A 20,811-nucleotide genomic window follows, 5' to 3' on the forward strand; every position below is an offset into this window, starting at 1 on the left:
TCGCCTGCTCGGACAGTCCTGCTCGCACGGAGAGCACATTAAGTGCTCTCCGGCTCGTGCGGAACTCGCGATCGACCAAACCCCGCGCCCCGTCCCGGCGAGCCTCTGGCTAGTAACGACAATCAAAAAGCAACAAGGGGCTCCCCCGTTCATTAACGGAGGAGCCCCTACTCGTATCTATATATCAGCCCACCCGGCTCTCCAGACCAAAAAGACGAACGAGCAGAGCGACGTTCGCAAGCAACGTTATCTAAGGACCTGGGCGGGCGTATGGGGCAACATCGGTCGCGAGTTCCGCACGCAAAGGAGGCCACTTAATGTGGCCTCCGTCTTGCGCAGGACTGCCCGAGCAGGCGATGTTGCCCCATACGCCCGCCCAGGTCCGCCGGGATTACGACAGCTTAACGATCGGCGCGAAGCCTTTCATTAGCTTTTTGGTCTGGCCGGTCTTTTCGAATTGAACCTCGATCATGTCTCCGGCGACCGAGATCACGGTACCCGTGCCAAAGGTCTTGTGGCTCACGGTATCGCCCGCGGCAAAGTCCTGCGATGCGCTGGCGCGATCGACCTTGCGCTCCACCGTCGGCGACACCTTGGACGTGGACTTCTTGGGTCGCGGCGCACCCGATCCAAAGGTCGAGGCCACGCGGCCGGCATCAGGCGACACCCCGCGATGGCGCTCGGTACCGTAGCTACTGCCGCCAAAGAAGTCGTCGAAGCTCGATCCGCCACGCGAGGCGGAACCGCCCGTCGAGCGCGTATGCGAGCCGAATACCTTGCCGCCGTACATGTCCGAGCCCATGCCCGAGCCAAAGGTGCCTCGACGGTCACCGCGCTTCTCCCAGCCCGTGCCCTCAAAACCGGCAGAGCCGATACCGCTAAACTCGATATCCTCAAACGGAATCTCGTTGAGAAAGCGCGAACGAGGATTGGCCGAGGTCGAACCGTAGGTGCGGCGCGTGGCGGCATAGGTCAGGAACAGACGCTTGCGGGCACGCGTGATGGCGACGTAGGCCAAGCGGCGCTCTTCCTCGAGCTTGCCCGGATCGTCGCTGCCGCCAAAATCGTGCACGTGGGGGAAGATGCCCTCCTCCATGCCCGCCACAAAAACCGCCGGGAACTCCAAGCCCTTGGCGGAGTGGATAGTCATCATGGTGATGGCATGCGTCTCGCCGGCCAGGGAATCCAGGTCCGAGCGCAAGGCCAGCCACTCCATAAGCGCCGGCAGTGCCTTGCAGGTGAGCGGACCGTAGGTGCGCTCGATCTCGTCGGCATGCACGGCGCCCGCCGGCATCTCCGTCGGCGCGGCATAGGCGTTGCCCGCGATGGCGGCGGCCAGGGCATCCTGCGGCGAGAGTGCCGGGGCGGCCAGGCTATCGAGCGGATTGGAACCTGCGGCATCGCGCGCACCGACGAGCGCTTCAAACGAGGATGCCGGTGCGGACGGCCCCGGCTCGGGCGCGGGCGCACTCACCACGACGGGCTCGGGCTCGGCGGCATCAGGCACGTCGGCCACGCCAGCCGCGCGCAGCTCTTCCAAGCTCTCGAGCGTGCCCTCGATATCCTCGTGCGTCTCCTCAAATTCGGCGGCGACGCCCAGGAATTCCTGAATGTTCTCGGCGCGGCTCTCGGACTCCATGGTGCCCTCGGCGCGAAACGCCTGCAGCAGGCCCGTCTTGTCGACAATCATCTCGACGACATCCTTGAGCTCGCCGTCCATACGGCGACCCTCGCGCACCAGCGCCACAAAGCTCGACAGGCCGTTGCGCACCTTGGCGCTAAACATGCCCGTCTCGGCACACGCGATCTCGCAGGCCTGGAAGAACGAGCAGCGGTTGTCGCGCGCCAGCTGCTCGATCTTTTGAATCGAGGTGGAGCCGATGCCGCGGCGCGGCGTGTTGATGACGCGCTTGACGCTCATCTCGTCGGCCGGGTTCACGATCATCTTGAGGTAGGCCATGACGTCGCGGATCTCGGCGCGGTCGAAGAATCGCGTGCCGCCCACGATCTTGTAGGGCACGCCCGCGCGCAGGAACATATCTTCGAGAATACGCGATTGGGCGTTGGTGCGATAGAACACGGCGATGTCGTCGTAGCTCGTGCCCTTGGCATGCAGCTTCTCGATCTCGCCGGCAATCCAGCGGCCCTCATCGCGCTCGTCGCTCGCCTGGAAGGCCTGGATCTTCTCGCCATCGCCCTCGGCCGTAAACAGGCGCTTGTCCTTGCGCTGCGAGTTGTGGCGCACCACGGCGTTGGCGGCGTTGAGGATATGACCCGTGGAGCGGTAGTTCTGCTCCAGCTTGACGGTCTTGCAGTTTTTAAAATCCTTCTCAAAGTCCAGGATATTGGTGATGTCGGCGCCACGCCAGCTGTAAATGGACTGGTCATCGTCGCCCACGACCATGAGGTTTTGGTACTTAGCGGCCAGCAGGTTGGCGATCTCGTACTGGACGTGGTTGGTGTCCTGATACTCGTCGACGCTAATGTAGCGGAAGCGCTCTTGGTACTTTTCGAGCACCTCGGGGCGGGTGCGCAGCAGCTCGAGCGCGCGCACGAGCAGGTCGTCAAAGTCCATCGCGTTGGCGGCGCGCAGGCGGCGCTCCAGCTCTAGGTAGACCTGCGCGGCCTTTTTGTCGTTGGGGCTGTCGGCGGATTTGAGCATGTCCTCGGGACCGATCATGGCATTTTTGGCCGAGCTGATCTTGCTGCGGATCATGTTGATGGGGAACTGCTTTTGCTCGATGCCGAGCGCCTGCATAATGTCGCGCACCATACGTTTGGAATCATCGTCGTCATAGATGGTGAACTGGCCGGTGTAGCCCAGCAGGTCGGCGTCCTCGCGCAGCATGCGCACGCACATGGCGTGGAAGGTGCACACCCACATGCCGCGGGTACCGCTGGGAATAAGCGCCGCCAGGCGCTCGCGCATCTCGGCAGCGGCCTTGTTGGTAAACGTGATGGCCAGGACCTGCCAGGGCTTGACGCCCAGGTCGCCGAGCATGTGCGCGATGCGGAAGGTCAGGACGCGAGTCTTACCCGAGCCGGCGCCGGCAAGCACCAGCAGTGGACCCTCGGTGGTTAGAACCGCCTCGCGTTGGGCGGGATTGAGACTATCGATATCGACGAGCGGCTTGGCGGACTTGGGCGCCGGCGCCGAGGCGTCGTAGATGTCGAGCGGGACGAGCTCAGGTTCCGGCGCGGCAGGGGCGGCGTACGCATCGAGCGGCACGGGCTCCGGTGCGGGCGGCACGGGTACCGCGGTGTTTTTTTCCCAGGGCAGCGGCTGGGTCATGGGCGACTCCTCATCTGACGGACGGCGCGCCTGCGGGCAGCGCCATAGTTTGAGCCGTACCAGTATACCGAGCCGCGCGGACGCACCGCCAGCCATTTGGGGACGGGGTAGAAATGGTAGAAATAACGCTTGACAATGCGGACGCCACCGCCGCTGCACAGACTCAGGCATAGGCCTACTATATAGATTGACGCTTGCCGCGCGGGTCGAGTGCTTGCGCGGCACCGCTGTTGAAGGGAGATCGCCGTGAAGCAGCTTTTGATTCGCGCCGACGACATCGGCTACTCGTACGCCGTCAACCTGGGTATCGCCCGTTCGGTCAACGAGGGACTGGTGCGTTCCGTGGGCGTCATGCCCAACATGCCCGAGACGGCACGCGGTTGGTCCTGGGTCGCCGATTCCGATATCGCCGTGGGCCAGCACACCAACGTTTGCCTTGGCCGTCCATGCGCCGATCCGACGCGCGTGAGCAGCCTACTTGGGCCGGACGGATGTTTTCGTTCCAGCCGCGAGTACCGCACCTCGTGGAAAGAGGGCATCGACTTCGTGCACTACGACGAGGCGGTTATTGAGATCGAGGCTCAGCTTGCGCGGTTCCTCGAGGTCGTTGGCCGCGAGCCGGATTACTTTGAGGCGCACGCGGTGCTGTCTGGCAACCTGAACCGCGCCATTGCGGATGTCGTCACTGCACACGGGTTCCGCCACCAGATTGCCTCGTTCGATCCGACCGCAACCGTGACCTGCGGGAACGCGCCGGTTCGCATGGTGATGCGCTCGATGGAACCGGGATATGAGCCCGCCGAGTCCATCAAGCAGACCGTGCGCGAGATGGGTGCCAACGAGACGGTCGTGTTCGTCTGCCACCCCGGATATCTCGACCGCTTTATTCTTGAGACTTCATCGCTCACCGCCAACCGCACCAAGGAGGTCGACGCGCTTATCGACCCCGAGCTGCGCGCCTGGCTTGAGGAACAGGACGACCTGCGCCTCATCGATTATCGCGACCTGTAGCGACCTCGGTCCCCCGCCCAATCGCCCTCAGACGCCCCTACAGCGGGCAGATGCTGCTTCCAGAGCGGGCACTCCTGCCAGCCGTCGGCAAATCCCATGCGACGCAGCTCGTCGGCGTCGAGCCTGTCCAGCAGCTCGAGCAGGCGCGCACGCCAGCCCGTCTCGGGGGCGATGCGTTCCAACAGGTAGCTCAGGATGGTCAGGATGCCGAACATGCTGTCCGAGCGCACCTTATTAATTATGGTCCGTCCTACTTAGCAATTATGGTCAGTACTACTTATCAATTATGGTACTTTCTACTTGTCAATCGTGGTATTTTCTAGTTGACACATATGGTTCACTCTATTCATGCGGAGGTGATCGCCCATGATTCCTCGCCAACTTGAGGGATTGCTGAAACAGATGGCGGGATGGTTCCCGATCGTCTCGATAACGGGTCCTCGACAGAGCGGAAAGTCCACCCTCGTGCGAGCCGCCTTCCCCGACTATGCCTACGTCAATCTCGAAGACCCACAGCAGGGCGACCGTGCACGGGAAGATCCGGTCGGGTTCATTCGAAATGCGCCAACGCCCCTCATCATCGACGAGGCGCAACAAGCGCCCGAACTCTTCTCGATGATTCAGGTCGTCTCCGACGAGCGCGGCTCCACCGGACAGTTCATTCTATCGGGCTCTCAGAACTTCCTGTTGCTCAAGGGAATAACGCAGTCCCTCGCAGGACGCGTCGGCCTACTCAAACTCCTCCCGCTCTCGTATGCGGAACTAGAGAAGGGGGGTATAGCCCCGGAAATCGAGGACTACATGGTTCGAGGCGGCTATCCGCGGCTCTACGATGTCGATGTACCGGAGCGCATCTACTATTCCGGTTACATCAACACCTACCTTGAGCGCGACATCTCAGGCTACCTCGATGTTCGCAACCTGTCAGCTTTCAGAACGTTCCTCTCCCTCTGCGCGCGTAACGCGGGAAATCTCCTGAACATCTCGAGACTGGCGAGCGATGCCGGCGTCTCGAGCGTCACTGCCAAGGCATGGCTGTCCATGTTGGAGTCGAGCTACGTGGTGTTCATGCTCAGGCCGTACCATGCAAACGTCAGGAAGCGACTGACCAAGACGCCCAAGCTCTATTTCTACGACTCCGGACTCCTGTGCCACCTACTGGGCATCGCCAGCAAGGAAAGCCTTCTGAACGGAGACTCCCTGGGCATGGTCTTCGAGAATCTCATAATCGCCGAAACAGCAAAGCGCCATCTCAATCACGGGGTCAACCCCAATCTATGTTTCTACCGAGATGACAGCAAGATCGAGGTCGATCTGCTCGACTTGACCGATGTCTCGAGCCCTTGGGCAATCGAGATCAAGGCTTCCGAAACCTATCACGACAAGTACGCCCGAAACGTCATAAGGATAGGGGAAGAAATCGGCATTCCGCAGGGCAATCGCGCCGTCGTGCTACGCGTGCAAGATGCGTACGAAACCGGCGGCATTAAGGTGATTCCAGCGAGGACATGGCTCGCACAGGCATGAAAAAGGCAAGGCATAGGCCTTTTGGCCACGTCTTGCCTTTTGAATGACAAGTTGTCGCCCTGGCCGCCGCGCAGCGTCAACTAAGTTAGAGGCCGAGCATGGGCTCCAGGACAAAGAAGTATGCGAGCACTACGATGCCCAGGACAATGCGATAGACGCCGAAACACTTAAAGTCGTGACGGCGGACGAAGCCCATAAGCCACTTGATGGCGATGAGCGAAACCACAAAGGCCACAACGCAGCCCACGCCCAAGATGGCGATCTCGTTGGTGCCGAACGTGCCGCCCTTGATGAAGTACTTGACCAGCTTGAGCGCACTTGCGCCAAACATGACAGGGATGGCCAGGAAGAACGTAAACTTGGACGCCACCGAACGCGTGCAGCCCAAAAGCAGGCCGCCGATGATGGTGGAGCCGGAGCGCGATGTGCCCGGAATCAGCGAAAGCACCTGGAAACAACCGATACCCAGCGCGGTCTTCCAGCTCAGATCCTCGAGCGTAGTGATGGAGCCAAAGTCCAGGCTATCGTCATCGTCCTCATCCTCAGCGATAGCCGCGGCGGGCGCCGCAAAGTGCGCACCGGCGGGACGTCCACCCGACACCACAGCACGAGAACCAAACGAACCGGCAACGGCCATTTCCTCGCGCTTGCTCGCGCGCCAGTTCTCAATCACGATAAACAGTACGCCGTACACAATGAGCGCCAGCGCCACGACGGGAGCATTGTAGAAATGCTCCTCCATCCAGTCGTTGAGCGGCAGACCGATCGCCGCGGCGGGAATGCAGCCGAGCACAATCTTGCCCCACAGCACCCAGGTGTCGCGACGGCCCTCCTTGCCCTTGCTGGGAGAAAACGGGTTGAGGTCGTAGAAGAACAGGACGCAGACGGCCAAAATGGCGCCAAGCTGAATCACGACCAGGAACATATTCCAGAACGTCTCGCTCACGTTCATCTTGACGAACTCGTCCACCAAGATCATGTGACCGGTCGACGAAACGGGCAGCCATTCGGTGATGCCCTCGACCAGGCCCATGAAGGCAGATTTTAGAAGCTCGATGATATCCAAAGGGACCCCCTCGTTAGACACCCGCCGGTAGATGTTCTGCGGACGATGCGGGCGAGGTCCCATTATCAACCGTTGGCGGTGCGACCGCGCCTGCCCTTACCAAAAAACTCGCCCGTTCACAGAATTGCGAGCGGTCAAACCGAAATCCTTGGGTATAACTGCAACAAGATAAAGTGTCCGGCGGCCAACGCACCCGCGCCCGCCCGACGCACGAGCCCCGCGCCCGTGCGATAGACCAAGGAGGAAACCATGAACGAGGGCTACACCAAGGTATTTGTTTCACTCGACGGTACTGAGCAGCAGGATTTTGTTCTCGCACGCGCCATCAAGGTCGCCGCGAACAACGGCGCTAAGCTGATCATCGGCCACGTCATCGACTCCACCGCGCTCGAGAGCGCCGGTTCCTATCCGGTCGACCTGGTCAACGGCTTGGAGGAGGCCTTTAACAACTCCATCGCCAAGCAGCTCGAGGAGGCCAAGGCCAATCCCGACATTCCCGAGGTCGAGGTCATGATTCGCACCGGCCGCATTCGTGAGACGCTCAAAGATGAGATGCTCGACGTGGTCAAGCCCGATCTGGTGCTCTGCGGCGCCCGCGGCCTGTCCTCAATTAAGTACGCGCTACTGGGCTCGATTTCGACGTTCCTGCTGCGCAATACGGACTGCGACATCTTGGTCGTGAAGTAGCGTTGCTCCCACCGGCCGCGGGGCCTGCGGGGTTTCCACGGGCACGTCCTCGCCGCGTTGCGGCTGCGGGATGTGCCCTTAGGAAACCCCTCCCGGCCCCGCGGCCTTCGCAGCCTTACTTCAACGAGTTGGCTGATAAGAAAGATGGCGTGCCGCCCCGATTGGGGCGGCACGTTTTTGTTTGGGGCGGCACGTTTCGTTTGGGCGGACGTCTGCCGCGGGCGTTACTCGAAATATTGGAACTTGTTCGTTGAAAAAGCGAATGTAACGACGAAGCCTTCGCCGGGCTCGGATGCTGCGGTGACGTCGATGCCCATCTTGGAGCACAGGCGCGCCACCAGGTAGAGGCCGATGCCCGTTGCGCGCTTGGTGGTGCGGCCGTTGTCGCCGGTAAAACCCTTCTCGAACACGCGCGGCAGGTCTGCCGCACACACGCCGCAGCCGTTGTCCGCGACGGTAAGCTCGATGCGCTCGCTTGCCAGGCCCTCGTCCAGCAACGCTCCCGAAAACACGATCTTCGCACCGTCCTCGCGCGCGTATTTAATGCTGTTCTGAATGAGCTGGCCCAGAATAAACTCGAGCCACTTCTCGTCGGTAAACACCTCAAAGTCGAGGTCTTCGCACACCGGCGCCACGTGTGCCGCGATGAGCTCGCGCGCGTTGGCTTTGATCGCGCCCGTCACCAAGGTCTTGAGATCCCAGCGGCGAATCAGGTAGTCGCGCTCCACGACTTCCGAGCGCGCGTAGTACAGCGCCTGGTCGATATAGCGCTCCACGCGAGCCAACTCACGGCCCAGGTCATCCACACGCGACAGGTCGTCTTCGCTGCCGTCCAGGTTTTCCAATATTAGATGGGCCGCCGCCAAGGGCAGCTTGGCCTCGTGGACCCAGCTTTCGATATAGTCGCGATAATCATCGGTCTGGCGCCGGCCTTCGGCAACCTCGTCGCAGGCAGCTTTGCCCACCCGGCGCAAGACCTCGTACTCAAGCTCGCCCTCGGCATAGGTCGGGCATTGCACCATCTCCTGCACCCATGCGGGACTCTCGAGTTCCTCTGCCGCGCGCTCCAACTGGCGCAGAAAACGGCGACGGCGAGCGTACTCGATCACGATGCCGAGCATACCGAAAATAAAGGACACGCCAACCGCCACGACCACGATAGAAACGGGTGCGCCGGCGACCGTCAGCACAAAGCAGCTCAGCAGCACGCCGCACGTCCACACGGCGACGGGAAGCAGCGCATCTTTAAAGAACTTGGCAAACGACATAGCCGGCCCCTAGACCGAATAGCCTTGGCCGCGGTGCGTCGTCAAATACCCCTTGATGCCGATTTTTTCGAGCGTGGTGCGCAGGCGGTTGATGTTAACGGTAAGCGTGTTGTCGTCCACGAAGGCATCGGAGTCCCACAGGTCCTGCATGATGGCCGGACGCGAGACGATCTTGCCCGCGCGACCCAAGAGCAGCGAGAGGATACGCAGCTCGTTTTTGGTGAGCTCGGTACTGTCGCCGGTTGCCGTATTGGTGACCATGGAGCGGGCGAGGTCAAGCTCCAGTCCCTTGTGGACGAGCGTACTGCGCTCGCCTGCCGCCGCAGTGCGACGCAGCAAGGCATTGATGCGCGCCACGAGCACACGGGCGCTGTAGGGCTTGGGAACAAAGTCGTCCGCGCCGAGCGTCATGGCCATGACCTCGTCGATCTCGGTCGTGCGCGACGTGAGGACGATGATGGGAACCTCGGATTCGCGGCGAACCTCGTGGCAGATATGCTGGCCGTCCTTGACGGGAAGCGTGAGGTCGAGCAGCACCAGGTCGGGCGCGGCAGCGAGAATATCGCGCGAAACGTGCTCGAACGATTCGCAGGCCTCAACCTCAAAACCGGCACGGGCAAGGATATCGGCAAGCTCGCGACGGATGGGCTCGTCGTCCTCAACGATATAGATTAGCGCCATGGATTCCGCTCCCCTCTTGGTTGTCTTGCCACCATTATGGCCGCGAAACTGCAGGTGTGCACCGCGCGCGGTACCAAGGTGACAGAACTGTTCGCGAGCGGGGGCGTTTTGTCCGCCTCGCACTCGCAGCGGTGGCGGGGACCAACATGATTCTTAATCCCCGTCCCAGAAAAATCATTTAGCGGCGGGCACGGAGCTTTTCGTAGCCTTCGGCGAAGAAGGCGACCGTGGCGGCGTCGGCCTCGGCGGCGTCCGTCTCGGTTGCGGGGACCACGCCGTGCTCGTCGCTCACTAGGAACAGCGCGCCCTTAAGCTGCGCGGGAATATCTACGCGCGTGACCGAGATGCCCTTGGTCTGGGCCAGCTGTTCGATGAGCGTCGCCGTGCCGCACAGGCACTCGTCCGCCGGCGCCACAAAGGCAAGCTCGCCGTTGTTGACGGCAGCGAGCAGCTCGGGCGCCACGCCGGTCTCGTCGGCCTCGGAGCGAGCCTCGGCAGAACGGGCACGCAGCGCCTTGGCCGACGTGTCGGCCAGCGGCTCGTACTCCCCCACCGTCATGGCGGCGTTGCCGTTGATATCGATCACCAGCATGAGCACGCCGTCGCGGGCGGTGTAGTCGCCCTCGGCAAGTGACCACTCAACGTGCTGCTTGGCCCAGCTGAGCATGTTATGGGTAAGTGGTTCGCCCTGCACCAGGCGCTCAGACAGCGCGCGGATGTGACGGTTGAGCATGGGCACCTTTTTGTTGGACATGCGCCAACGGCAGATGAGCGCGGGCTTGTCGAGCGTGAACTTCTCGACCGCCTCCTGATTGGCGCAAAAGTCCTCGTACGCGCGCTGATCCTCGGCATTGCCAAACAGCTCGGCATCATCAATCTGGGGCATGGTCATACCTTTCGTGTTAGTCATTCCGTCCTCTTATACCAAAAAGACGGCCCTCCAAACGGAGCAGCCGTCTTTTGCAGAGATTATTTTGTCCCGGGGCGAAACTTAGTGCCTAAAGTGGCGGGCGCCCGTAAACACCATCGCAATACCATGCTCGTTGCAGGCCTGGATGCTCTCGTCGTCGCGCTTGGAGCCGCCGGGCTGAATGATGCAGGTCACACCATGCTCGGCAAGCACGTCGACGTTGTCGCGGAACGGGAAGAATGCGTCGCTTGCGCAGGCAAAGCCGCCCTTCTCCACACCCTCGCGCTCGCAGAAGTCCTCGGCGCGCTCGCAGGCAAGCAGCGCAGAGTCAACGCGATTGGGCTGACCCGGGCCCATGCCAATGCCGGCCTTGCCCTTGGAGACCAGGATGGCGTTGGACTTGACGCCCTTGCAGACCTTCCAGGCAAACTCGAGCTCGGCCATCTCGGCGTCGGTGGGCTTGCGGTCGGTGGGGAACGTAAAGGTCGCGGGATCCTCAGTCACGTGGTCGACTTCCTGCACCAGCATGCCGCCGTCGATGGAGCGTAGCTCCACCTGAGCGCCGTGGTCCACGCCGCCGGTCGCCAGCACGCGCAGGTTGGGGCGCTTGGCCATGCGCTCGAGCGCCTCGGCGGTATAGCTCGGGGCGATGATAACCTCGACGAACTGCTTGTTCTGATCGGCAAAGTGCTCAACCAGCTCATAGGGAACCTCGCGGTTGCAGGCGATGATGCCGCCGAAGGCGCTCTTGGGATCGCAGGCGAAGGCGCGGTCGTAGGCGGCCGTGATGTCCTCGGCAACGGCGGAACCGCAGGGATTCTGGTGCTTGAGGATCACGCAGGCCGGCTCGTCGAACTCGCGGACCAGGTTCCAGGCGGCGTCGGCGTCCAGATAGTTGTTGTAGCTGAGCGGCTTGCCCTGGATCTGCTCGGAGCCCACGAGCGGGAACTGCGAGCTCGCGGTGTTCTCGCAGCCCTCGGCAAAGCGATAGACCGTGGCCTTCTGCTGCGGGTTCTCGCCATAGCGCAGGTCGTCGACCTTCTCCAGCGAGACCTCGAGCTTGGCAGAGGTGTCCGCCACGTCGCTTGCCTGGGCGGCAAGCCAACGGGAGATGGCCGTGTCGTAGGCGGCGGTGGTCTGGTAGACCTTCACCTGCAGGCGGCGACGGGTGGAAAGCGTGGTGCAGCCACCGGTCTCGCGCATCTCGGCCAGGACGGCGTCATAGTCAGCCGGGTCGGAAATGACGGTAACGCTCGCGGCGTTCTTGGCAGCAGAGCGCAGCATGGAGGGGCCACCGATATCGATGTGCTCGATGGCATCCGCGAAGGTGACCTCGGGGTTGGCGACGGTCTTCTCGAACTCGTACAGGTTGACGACGACCAGGTCGATCAGCTTAATGCCGTGCTGAGCGGCCTCCTGCATGTGCTGCTCGGAATCGCGGCGGGCAAGCAGTGCGCCGTGAACCTTGGGATGCAGCGTCTTGACGCGGCCGTCCATCATCTCGGGATAGCCCGTGAACTCCTCGATGGGGGTTACGGGAACGCCCGCGTCCTCGATGGCACGAGCCGTGCCGCCCGTAGAGATGATCTCGACGCCAAAGTCGTCAACCAGCGTCCGTGCGAAATCGACGACGCCCGTCTTATCGGTAACCGAGATCAACGCGCGTGCGATCTTCACATCAGATCCCATGCAGTCCTCCTGTCTGGTACGCCGCCGTGCTCTGTGAGTCGGTGATACGTCGATCTGCAGCGCTCGCGCAGCGGCATTGAAAATACTGATTTAATGTAGCGCATCGAGCGCATCGATGCACCCCGCAACGGGCGCATGTGCAGAAAAAGTTTGCGAGCGGAGGGGATGGGCACGGCACTGGGCACGGTGAGTTCATGGAACACAGGGGCACCATAATTTGATGCCAATGGCGTGGTAGAACTGTGCTCGATATGCATCCGCGAAAGAAAGAGGCACCATGGTCTCGCGGGTTCTCTACCGACCGTTTGATACCGAAGACTTCGACGCCATCGCGCTGATTCTGCAGCAGCTTTGGCATAACAATTCGGATAACGATGAGTACAACCGCCTTGAGGCCGCGTGCGACCTCGCCTACTGCCTTTCGTCGTCGACGTTTTCACAGGTTGCGGTGATTGACGGCGAGGCGCGCGGCATTGCACTTGCACGCGCAGGACAGAACTCCGGCGTCACTATCAACGAGCATTGGATGGATACCGAACGCGCGCTGCTATCGCAGATGCGTGAGCTAGAGCCCGATGCCTGCGCCGAGTATCTCTCGTTTGTGCGCGCAACCATCCGAACCAACAACCGCCTGCTCGAGAGCAGCCCGTTGCCGCACGACAACGAGGTCACGCTGCTTGCCGTGGATCGCGATGTCCATGGCCTGGGCGTTGGCACGGTTCTGCTCGATGCCGCGGTCTCGCACCTATCCTCGCTTGGAGCGACGAGGGCGCACCTGTACACCGACTCCAACTGCTCGTGGAAGTTCTACGAGCTGCACGGCTTTAAGCGCACGGCCACGCACCGCGCCAACCGCGAAGAGCGCCGCCACGACATGCCGCGCGAAAGCTTCCTCTACGAACTCGACCTAACAGCCTAAACCTGGCAGCCATACTTAGCCATTTAGGAACGTTCCCGGTGACTAGTCGTTGGAGACAGCCTTCGTGGGTAGCGCATAAAAATGGGATGGGCTTCCCCGACGGCTGTCGAGAAAAGCCCATCCCATGATTTACGACCGTTAGAACGTTCCGCCGCCGCCTCCGCCGACGCCGCCGCCTCCGCCGCCCGAGAAGCCGCCGCCACCGCCGCCGCTCGAGCTATCGGAACTCGAAGCCAGCTCACGGATGCTCTCGTGATACACGTCATCGAACGAATCGAGCGGGGACTGGTTTCCGTAGTTATGGTAGTACCACCAGTAGCAGGGATAATTGTCGTAGAAACCGTCGGCCTCGCGCACCTCGGGAGGAACAGCCTCGGCAAGCTGACGCAGGACTTCCTTCGAAACGCCAAGCGCCGCACCCATCACCAGAAGTTTATTCCACAGGACCAGATCGCCGGGGACGGCTTCCTTTAGACGCGTGAAGTCCTCGAGCCAATGCTTAAGCGCCTTGCAGCGAGCCGCCACCTCGGCGCCCTCCGGCGTAAAGCGGCGGAACGTAAGGCCCACGCCGATACCCACCAGCACAATCGGCACCGAGATAACCGCGGCGGTAATGTTCGCCTGTGCGCCATCGGTAAAGAAGATGGATCCCACGGGAACAAAGGCAATCAGGATACCAAGAACCAGGCAAAACACCATTGCAACAATGCCGTCCGAGGCAACGTACTCGCTATCGGCCAGCTTGCCCTTAACGGTGTTCTGATAGTCCTCGAGCTTGTCGCCCACGGGTGTAGCGTGCTGCTTGACGTAGTGCTGCAGCTCGTCGAACGTGCGCGAGCGATCGCCGTTCTCGTCAGGCTTAGCACCGGCAAAGAAAACCTTGAGCACCATGTGGTCAATGCCCTTGGCCGACTTCCAGCCCGCATCACTCACCGTCACGCGATACGTCTGCTCTTCTTTTTCACGCCCCAACAGACCCTTCTTGGCCTTGGTCACGGTCGCCTGCTCCAGCTTGATCACACGGTCGTCAGTGAGCTTCATGAGCGTGGCGATATATGCCTGATCGGGCACCTCGTTCCAGCTCATGAGGGCCGAAAGCACGGCGGGATGGTCGGCCGAAGGCACATCGCGGAAATATTCGTCCTGGAAAAGCGGCTTGGGCTTGCGCTTGCGCAGCTTGAGCATAACGATTGTGCCGGTGAAGGCCACCGCCGCAACAACACTTAGCACGGCAAGTGCATTGGCAATCATGCGAGCGTGAGCGCGGCGGGCGTTAGCTTCGTCGGCCCATTCCTTCTCTTCGCTCAGGATCGTTGACATGCGCTCTTCGCCCGAAGCGGCAAGCTGCGGCACCCAGTCGCTAGGGAAGGCGATGCGTGCCTCGGCGAATTCGCCCTGATGCACGCAGGGAATGGTATAGGTGACCATGGGTTCGTCCGCATCGAGCGATACATCGCCCGTCAGCGGGCCGTGGCCCCATGCGCGGAAGTTATCGCCCTTGACGGCCGCCGTCCCGGCAGCGGCATTTGCGAAGCGCACTTCCATCTCGACATCGTCGGAATCCGCAGACCAGCCGTCACCCACAAACTTCCAGTAGAGCTCGGCGGTATCGGACCAGTTCATAACCGCACCGGTCATGGTGTAGCTCACGTAATAGATCGCGCTGTCACCGCTCTCGTGGGGGCTGAACACCTTAATCCTTACGCCGTCACCGGTCTGCTCGACCGTGTAGACGCCAGAGTCGCCCTTGTTCGCGCTATCGACTTTATTAAACGCGGTGTCCTCTTCCTCGACACTCAGCACGTCGACGCCCGCTGTGCCGCCCTGCTGGTTGGTGCCCGTATTGATCTCCCAAAACACGCCGTTGATGTCGTCGTCGAAATCAAACTGGCGTCCCTCGACAACGGTCAGCGATCCATCGGCCTCAACCGTGGCACTGATATAGGTTTGGGTCATGGAGTAGCCGTCGGCGCACGCGGCGGCGGGAAGCAGCAGCAACGCAAACGCGACAAACGCGCAGGCAGAAACGAATCGCGCAAACAAGCGGCGCTGCCGGCAGGCATTGGCAACGGGGGCGTTCATAGGCACATCCTTTGTCTGTAAAACCAACATCGCCATTGTCCCACGTTTGCGGGCACACATGACAAACATCTAGGCCAGCGGAGTATCAAACGGGACGAAAGTCACGCCCGCGGCCGGCACCTGGGCACGTTCCTTATCTGCCGGCAATCTGGGACACTCCTTGGCATAGCCCGCTCCGGCAATAGATACCACTTCATAGCTCCGTCACAGGTGTAGCGGCTTTGTGTTGCCGCGACGCGCACTGATTGAGTCCGCGAGCAAGGGGCATAAAGCAGTTGAGCGAAAACGGTTTGCCCCTTTGCCGTTCGCTTGAGGATCATGTCCCCCTTTTCCGCGGAAACCCCGGCAGTTGCGAAGAGCTGCCGGGGTTTCTGTCGTTTGAGGGGTTGGGCGGGCGGGCGGCGATCGAGCTGTCGAGCCGGTGGTCCGGCACGCGCAACGCGCGGCCTCGGCAACTTGCAGGCCACGGCAGCGTCTCCCCCACCGCGCCCCGCGCTATACTCGTCCGCATGGATATCAACGCACGCAACATAACAACGCCCACTGTGGCCACGTCGACGGCGCCCAACAGCAAGCTCGCCCCCGCCCTCGCGCCCGTCGTGGGCCGTTTTGCCCCGTCGCCCTCGGGCCGCATGCACCTGGGCAACGTGTTCAGCTGCCTGTGCGCGTGGCTTTCGGCCCGCAGCCAGAGCGGCAGCATCGTGTTGCGCATCGAGGACCTAGACGATCGCTGCAAGCGCCCGGAACTTGCCGCTCAACTGATTGACGACCTGGCCTGGCTAGGGCTCGAGTGGGACGAAGGCCCCTACTACCAGCACGATCGCCTTGACCTGTACGAGAGCGCCTTGCACCAGCTACAAGACGCCGGCCTCACCTATCCCTGCTTTTGCACGCGCGCCGAACTCCACGCCGCGAGTGCGCCGCACGCCAGCGACGGCACGCCCATCTACCGCGGCGCCTGCAGAGGCCTTTCTGCCGAAGAAATCGCCCGCCGCAGTGCCCTGCGCGCTCCGGCCACGCGCCTGCGCGTGCCCACCGTAGATGACCTCGCAGACGACGTGATCGAATTCGTGGACCGCACGTACGGGGCTCAATGCGAGGCGCTCGCCACCGAGTGCGGCGACTTTTTGGTCCGCCGCAGCGACGGCGTTTTTGCCTATCAGCTAGCCGTGGTGGTCGACGACGCCGCCATGGGCGTCACCGAGGTCGTGCGCGGATGCGACCTGCTGGGGTCCACGCCGCGCCAGATCTATCTGCAGCACCTGTTGGGACTGCCCACGCCGCACTACGCGCACATTCCGCTGCTCATGTCGCCGGACGGCCGCCGCCTTTCCAAGCGCGACCGCGATCTGGACCTAGGCGAACTACGCGCCCGCTTTGGCACACCCGAGGCACTGCTGGGCTGGCTCGCCGGTCAAACGGGCATCGCGCCGGACACCACGCCGCGCTCTGCCAAGCAGTTGGTCGAGCACTTTAGCTGGGACGTCATCCGCGCGCATCGGGAAAACATCACTGTAACGGTCGAGTAACCAGTCACCCCGCCCCTACGCAACATCCCAGGGCTGGAGTTCGTCGCCCAGGCGAACGATGCAGTCATAGAGCACGGTGTGGCGCTCGGCAGGGTTTGCATCACGATGAAAATGCCCGTAATACCAGCGTTTGTAGTCCATGCGATCTTCCAGCTCATCGAAAAATGCCGTAAGTCGATCAACCGTGGGGCAATTCCAGCCGGGTGCCGGATAAAGCGTGGGCGAAAGCATGCGCGTAGAGCAGGTGTGGGTGATCACGTAGTCGACCTTCCAGCCCATGCTCTCGAGCTTTGCCCGCGCCTCCTCAAAGATGCGCTCGTCCGGCAGCTCCTGCGGCCACCAGCTGGAATACGGAATGCGGTACTCCTTGTCCACGCTCGTGGCGCCGCCCATGGTAAAGATCGTTGAGCCGTCGAACTCAAAAACCTCGCCGCGCGTCAGGCGCCGTATGGGGGAGGTATCCGACAGGCGCTGCGTCAGCCCACCGTGCCACAACTCCATGGGACGCTCCGCCCAGTGATCGAAACGCTCGTGATTGCCGTCGACGAACAGCACGGTATAGGAACGCGATTCCAGCCAGGCGATATCGGCACATTCCTCGGCAGAGAAATCCCACGGAAAGCCAAAGTCGCCCGCGACAATCAGATAGTCGTCGCTCGTCAAACTATCCCCAAGATCCCAGTCGCGCAGCTTTTGCATGTCGAGGCCGCCGTGAATATCGCCCGTCACATAGACCGTCATCGGATTACCACTTCCCTGTAAGTCGCTAGCCCGCATTCTGCACGATCACTAGGCCAACCGTTCCAGCCCTTCCATCTCTTAGGGCTTACCCCTCGTTCTTCCATCCAAACGGGTCGAGCACCCAAAAAATCAGATCGAACACGCCGCCGGTCGCCATGGCGCCAGCGAGGGCAATGCAAACATGCAGAGAGCTTGCGCTGCGAAGCACGTCGAATGGCCCCAGAACGGCCAGCAGCGCGACCGCTGCGCCGGCAAAACACAGTGCGAGGCACGGTCCCGCGTCCTTGACGCACTTCTTTGCGAGATGCTTGGTGTTATCACTCATCAATATCGAACTCCTTAGAGGACCGTTGTTTGGGTACATGCCGCCGCGGCAGAGCAGGACGGCAGGGTAAGTGTCACATGTCGTGCGGACATCCATGGGGAAACCGCCCACTCGACCAACCCTTGACGCCGTTTTGCACAGGCACCCCATCCCCCGCTATCGAGGTCTAATACTTTTCCCACCGCCGCGCAAAAACTCATCCAACATTAATCTTGGCTCAAGAATCGCTTAATCTATAACCTGCACTATAGAGTTCGACCAAGGGCGGGGCGGCGCCGCGCGACGCAGGCCGCCGAACGCAACGCTCGCGCCCGGGCAGATCGCCCGGCGCCGCGCCCATCGAACGAAAGGACAGGTCATGGACGACCTCGAAAAAGTTGAAACCATCCGCACCAAGTGCAACGTGAGCTACACCGACGCCAAGGCCGCGCTCGACGCCACCGACGGCAACGTTCTGGATGCCATCATTTGGCTTGAGTCGCAGGGCAAGACCCAGACCACGTCGGCGCACGCCGCCACCGAGTCCGCGCCGGTCGATGAACCCTCGGCCGAGATGGTCGCCGCGCAGGCCGCCTACGAAAAGTCGAGCGAAAAGACCGACTTCTCCAAGAAGATGGACAGCGTGTGGGAGTACCTCAAAAAGCTCTTCCGCCTGAGCCTGGACACCAAGTTTATCGCCACGCGCCGCGATGCGATCGTCCTCAACATCCCCATCCTGATTCCCATCATCGCCCTGTTTGCCTGGGGCGCCACGATTTGGCTGATGCTGATTGGCCTGTTCTTTGGCATGCGCTACCGCATCGATAGCGACGGCGACGTGCCCGGCAGCATCAACAACCTCATGGACCACGCCGCCGACGCCGCAGACGGCATCAAACAGAATCTGAACGACGACAAGTAATCGCAGACGGGGGCACGTATGGCACGAATCCTGATTGTGGAGGACGAGGAGAAAATCGCCCGCTTTGTGACGCTCGAGCTGGAGCACGAGGGCTACCAGGTGGAGCACGCCGCCGACGGCCGCACCGCCGTGGACCTGGCGCTGGAGCGCAACTACGATCTGATTCTGCTCGATGTGCTGTTGCCGCAGCTCAACGGCATGGAGGTGCTGCGACGCGTCCGCAAGCACAAGGATGTACCGGTGATCATGGTCACCGCGCGCGATGCCGTGATGGACAAGGTGGCCGGGCTCGATGCCGGCGCCGACGATTACCTGACCAAGCCGTTTGCGATTGAGGAGCTGTTCGCACGGATCCGCGTGGCGTTGAAGCGCTCGGAGGCCGTGCGGGCGGCTTCGGGCGTTGGCGGCGCCGGCGCCGGGACGGGCATGGCAGCCGGTGCGGGCGGAGACGCCGCTGCGATACCCCCGGTCAGCGACTCGGCCCAAGCTTCCGCCTTGCCCTCCCCCGCCACGCTCGCCGTGGGCTCGGTTGCGCTCGACCCCAACCGCCGCGAAGTCACGGTCGGCGGCTCGCCCATCGTGCTGACTGCCCGCGAGTTCGACGTTCTCGCCCTGCTTATGGCGCATGCCGAGACTGTGCTCACGCGCGAGCGCATCGCGCGTGAAGCGCTGGGCTACGAATACGTAGGCGACACCAACAACGTCGACGTACATATCGCGCACCTGCGCGCCAAGATCGAGGACGCCGGTGGCGCCCGCATCATCCAGACCGTGCGCGGGGTGGGCTATGTCTGCCGTGCGTAACGCCGAGGCCAAGCGCGTCACCTCCATCGCCCGCGCCATCAACTGGGGCTATATGTGGCGCCGCCTGATGAGCTACGTCTGGCTCGATCTGCTGCTGATGGTGATTGCGGCTGCGATCCTCGTCTATGGATACAACCAGACGCTGCCCGACAGCGCGTTTACCGCAGGCTGGATTCCCGGCGCCACCGTTCACGGCATGTCGCTGACGCCCGCACGCGGCTGGGACCCGGCCACGCTCACCTATACCGTCGAGCTTGCGCGTACCACCAAGACCTTCCCCCTCGCGCAGGACCTCGTCGCGCTATGGCCTCTCTACCTTGTCGTTGTGGGTTGGCAGGTCATCAGCGTGCTCAACATGCTCGGCGGCGCCCGCCGTGTGCGCCGTACCATGGCGCCGCTCAACGACCTGGCCTTGCGCGTGGACGAGCTCGGCCGCATGCAACTCGCCGGCGGCAAGATGGAAACGCTGGAGCAGGCCATCGAGCGCGCAAGCGTCGACTCGCCGAGCGTCACCACCGGCGACGCCGACCTGGCAAGCATCGAGGTCGCGCTCAACCGCCTACTGCGCCAGATGCAAGAGGCCAAGCTACAGCAGATGCGTTTTGTCAACGACGCGAGTCACGAGCTGCGCACGCCCATCGCGGTGATTCAGGGCTACGTAAACATGCTCGACCGCTGGGGCAAAAACGATCCGGACGTGCTGACGGAATCCATCGCATCCCTCAAGGCCGAAAGCGAGCACATGCAGGAGCTCGTGGAACAGCTGTTGTTTTTGGCACGCGGCGATGCCGGGCGCACGGTCCTGCGGCGCGCGAATACCAACCTGGCCGCACTGGTCAGCGAGGTATGCGAGGAATCGCAGATGATCGATGCCGCGCACACGTATCGACTGGCTTTTGACGCTGCATTTGCCGGCGACCCGCGCTGCGACGCGCCCGTCGACGTGGCACTCGTAAAGCAAGCCCTACGCGTGATCGTGCAGAACGCCGCCAAGTATTCGGGCGCGGGCACATCCATCTCGTTTGGCGTGACGCCGGATGCGGGCGCGGGCACGATCGACATAAGCGTTGAGGACGAGGGCATCGGCATGAACCAGGAATCCGCAGCTCACGCGTTTGAACGATTCTACCGCGCCGACAACGCACGCGATGCCGGCGCGCAGGGCTCGGGTCTGGGGCTTGCCATTGCCAAGTGGATCGTCGATAGCCATGGCGGCGTCATCGGCGTGACCTCGGTCGAGGGCGTCGGCAGCCGCTTTACGATTCGCCTGCCGCGGTAGAAAGCCCCTCGGCATAATCAGAACCACCCTTAAAAAGGGTGGTTTGCTCTTAGGGTATAACCCACGGGCCCCGGGCTCGCGTCTAAAGGCGCGGGCCCGG

18 protein-coding genes are annotated in these 20,811 nt (G+C 62.0%); 8 read left to right on the forward strand and 10 right to left on the reverse strand.

Going from position 1 to position 20,811, the window contains the following annotated elements; genetic code table 11:
- Positions 1-391 precede the first annotated feature (391 nt).
- Positions 392-3,292, reverse strand: coding sequence for an ATP-dependent helicase (locus I1M21_RS09380; RefSeq protein ID WP_195193349.1), 2,901 nt, complete (start codon positions 3,290-3,292; stop codon positions 392-394).
- A 246-nt stretch (positions 3,293-3,538) separates the two neighbouring features.
- Between I1M21_RS09380 and I1M21_RS09385 the strand changes: the two genes are divergently transcribed.
- The gene (locus I1M21_RS09385; protein ID WP_195193350.1) at positions 3,539-4,303 is read left to right on the forward strand and encodes a ChbG/HpnK family deacetylase; all 765 of its coding nucleotides are present in this window, start codon (positions 3,539-3,541) and stop codon (positions 4,301-4,303) included.
- Here the strand turns inward: I1M21_RS09385 and I1M21_RS09390 are convergent.
- Entirely contained in the window at positions 4,288-4,518 is a 231-nt protein-coding gene (locus I1M21_RS09390; protein ID WP_195193351.1) for a hypothetical protein, read from the reverse strand. The two genes, I1M21_RS09385 and I1M21_RS09390, sit on opposite strands and share 16 nt — an antisense overlap.
- Positions 4,519-4,669: 151 nt before the next feature.
- Between I1M21_RS09390 and I1M21_RS09395 the strand changes: the two genes are divergently transcribed.
- Positions 4,670-5,830 carry an ATP-binding protein gene (locus I1M21_RS09395; RefSeq protein ID WP_195193352.1) on the forward strand — a complete coding sequence of 387 codons (1,161 nt, stop codon included), beginning with the start codon at positions 4,670-4,672 and terminating at the stop codon, positions 5,828-5,830.
- An 85-nt stretch (positions 5,831-5,915) separates the two neighbouring features.
- On the opposite strand, the gene I1M21_RS09400 is transcribed toward I1M21_RS09395, so the two are convergent.
- Positions 5,916-6,896: an undecaprenyl-diphosphate phosphatase gene (locus I1M21_RS09400; RefSeq protein ID WP_195193353.1), complete on the reverse strand. Its 981-nt coding sequence runs from the start codon at positions 6,894-6,896 to the stop codon at positions 5,916-5,918.
- Positions 6,897-7,145: 249 nt separating this feature from the next.
- On the opposite strand from I1M21_RS09400, the gene I1M21_RS09405 reads away from it, so the two are divergent.
- Positions 7,146-7,583 (forward strand): universal stress protein, encoded by a 438-nt coding sequence (locus I1M21_RS09405; protein ID WP_055285548.1) that lies wholly within the window; start codon positions 7,146-7,148, stop codon positions 7,581-7,583.
- Positions 7,584-7,807: 224 nt separating this feature from the next.
- Here I1M21_RS09405 and I1M21_RS09410 read toward each other — a convergent pair whose 3' ends face one another.
- From I1M21_RS09410 to purH, 4 genes are all read right to left on the reverse strand, one after another.
- On the reverse strand, positions 7,808-8,851 hold the full coding sequence (locus I1M21_RS09410; RefSeq protein ID WP_195193354.1) for a sensor histidine kinase: 1,044 nt from the start codon (positions 8,849-8,851) through the stop codon (positions 7,808-7,810).
- Positions 8,852-8,860: 9 nt separating this feature from the next.
- A complete protein-coding gene (locus I1M21_RS09415; RefSeq protein ID WP_195193355.1) occupies positions 8,861-9,532 on the reverse strand; it encodes a response regulator transcription factor in 672 nt (223 codons plus the stop codon).
- Positions 9,533-9,710: 178 nt separating this feature from the next.
- Positions 9,711-10,442, reverse strand: coding sequence for a hypothetical protein (locus tag I1M21_RS09420; protein WP_195193356.1), 732 nt, complete (start codon positions 10,440-10,442; stop codon positions 9,711-9,713).
- Positions 10,443-10,523: 81 nt separating this feature from the next.
- Positions 10,524-12,131 carry a bifunctional phosphoribosylaminoimidazolecarboxamide formyltransferase/IMP cyclohydrolase gene (purH, locus tag I1M21_RS09425; protein WP_195193357.1) on the reverse strand — a complete coding sequence of 536 codons (1,608 nt, stop codon included), beginning with the start codon at positions 12,129-12,131 and terminating at the stop codon, positions 10,524-10,526.
- Positions 12,132-12,408: 277 nt separating this feature from the next.
- Here purH and I1M21_RS09430 point away from each other — a divergent pair, with 277 nt between their 5' ends.
- Positions 12,409-13,050 (forward strand): GNAT family N-acetyltransferase, encoded by a 642-nt coding sequence (locus I1M21_RS09430; RefSeq protein WP_148332653.1) that lies wholly within the window; start codon positions 12,409-12,411, stop codon positions 13,048-13,050.
- Between the two features lie 138 nt (positions 13,051-13,188).
- Here the strand turns inward: I1M21_RS09430 and I1M21_RS09435 are convergent, their stop codons facing one another.
- Positions 13,189-15,132, reverse strand: a complete 1,944-nt coding sequence (locus tag I1M21_RS09435; protein WP_195193358.1) for a DUF2207 domain-containing protein — start codon at positions 15,130-15,132, stop codon at positions 13,189-13,191.
- A 509-nt stretch (positions 15,133-15,641) separates the two neighbouring features.
- Between I1M21_RS09435 and gluQRS the strand changes: the two genes are divergently transcribed.
- The gene (gene gluQRS / locus I1M21_RS09440; RefSeq protein WP_267471405.1) at positions 15,642-16,661 is read left to right on the forward strand and encodes a tRNA glutamyl-Q(34) synthetase GluQRS; all 1,020 of its coding nucleotides are present in this window, start codon (positions 15,642-15,644) and stop codon (positions 16,659-16,661) included.
- Positions 16,662-16,676: 15 nt separating this feature from the next.
- On the opposite strand, the gene I1M21_RS09445 is transcribed toward gluQRS, so the two are convergent.
- Both I1M21_RS09445 and I1M21_RS09450 read right to left on the reverse strand, forming a co-directional pair.
- Entirely contained in the window at positions 16,677-17,402 is a 726-nt protein-coding gene (locus tag I1M21_RS09445; RefSeq protein WP_195193359.1) for a metallophosphoesterase, read from the reverse strand.
- 85 nt (positions 17,403-17,487) lie between these two features.
- Positions 17,488-17,727, reverse strand: a complete 240-nt coding sequence (locus tag I1M21_RS09450; RefSeq protein WP_195193360.1) for a hypothetical protein — start codon at positions 17,725-17,727, stop codon at positions 17,488-17,490.
- Positions 17,728-18,085: 358 nt separating this feature from the next.
- Here I1M21_RS09450 and I1M21_RS09455 point away from each other — a divergent pair, with 358 nt between their 5' ends.
- From I1M21_RS09455 to I1M21_RS09465, 3 genes are read left to right on the forward strand one after another with little or no spacing between them, the layout of a single operon-like run.
- The gene (locus tag I1M21_RS09455; protein ID WP_195193361.1) at positions 18,086-18,628 is read left to right on the forward strand and encodes a UBA domain-containing protein; all 543 of its coding nucleotides are present in this window, start codon (positions 18,086-18,088) and stop codon (positions 18,626-18,628) included.
- Positions 18,629-18,646: 18 nt separating this feature from the next.
- A complete protein-coding gene (locus I1M21_RS09460; protein ID WP_195193362.1) occupies positions 18,647-19,432 on the forward strand; it encodes a response regulator transcription factor in 786 nt (261 codons plus the stop codon).
- Entirely contained in the window at positions 19,416-20,711 is a 1,296-nt protein-coding gene (locus I1M21_RS09465; protein ID WP_195193363.1) for a sensor histidine kinase, read from the forward strand. Before I1M21_RS09460 ends, I1M21_RS09465 begins: the two co-directional genes overlap by 17 nt.
- Positions 20,712-20,811: the final 100 nt, after the last annotated feature.

The sequence above is a fragment of the Collinsella aerofaciens genome (assembly GCF_015546965.1).
In the GTDB taxonomy this organism is placed as follows: Bacteria; Actinomycetota; Coriobacteriia; order Coriobacteriales; family Coriobacteriaceae; genus Collinsella; species Collinsella aerofaciens_X.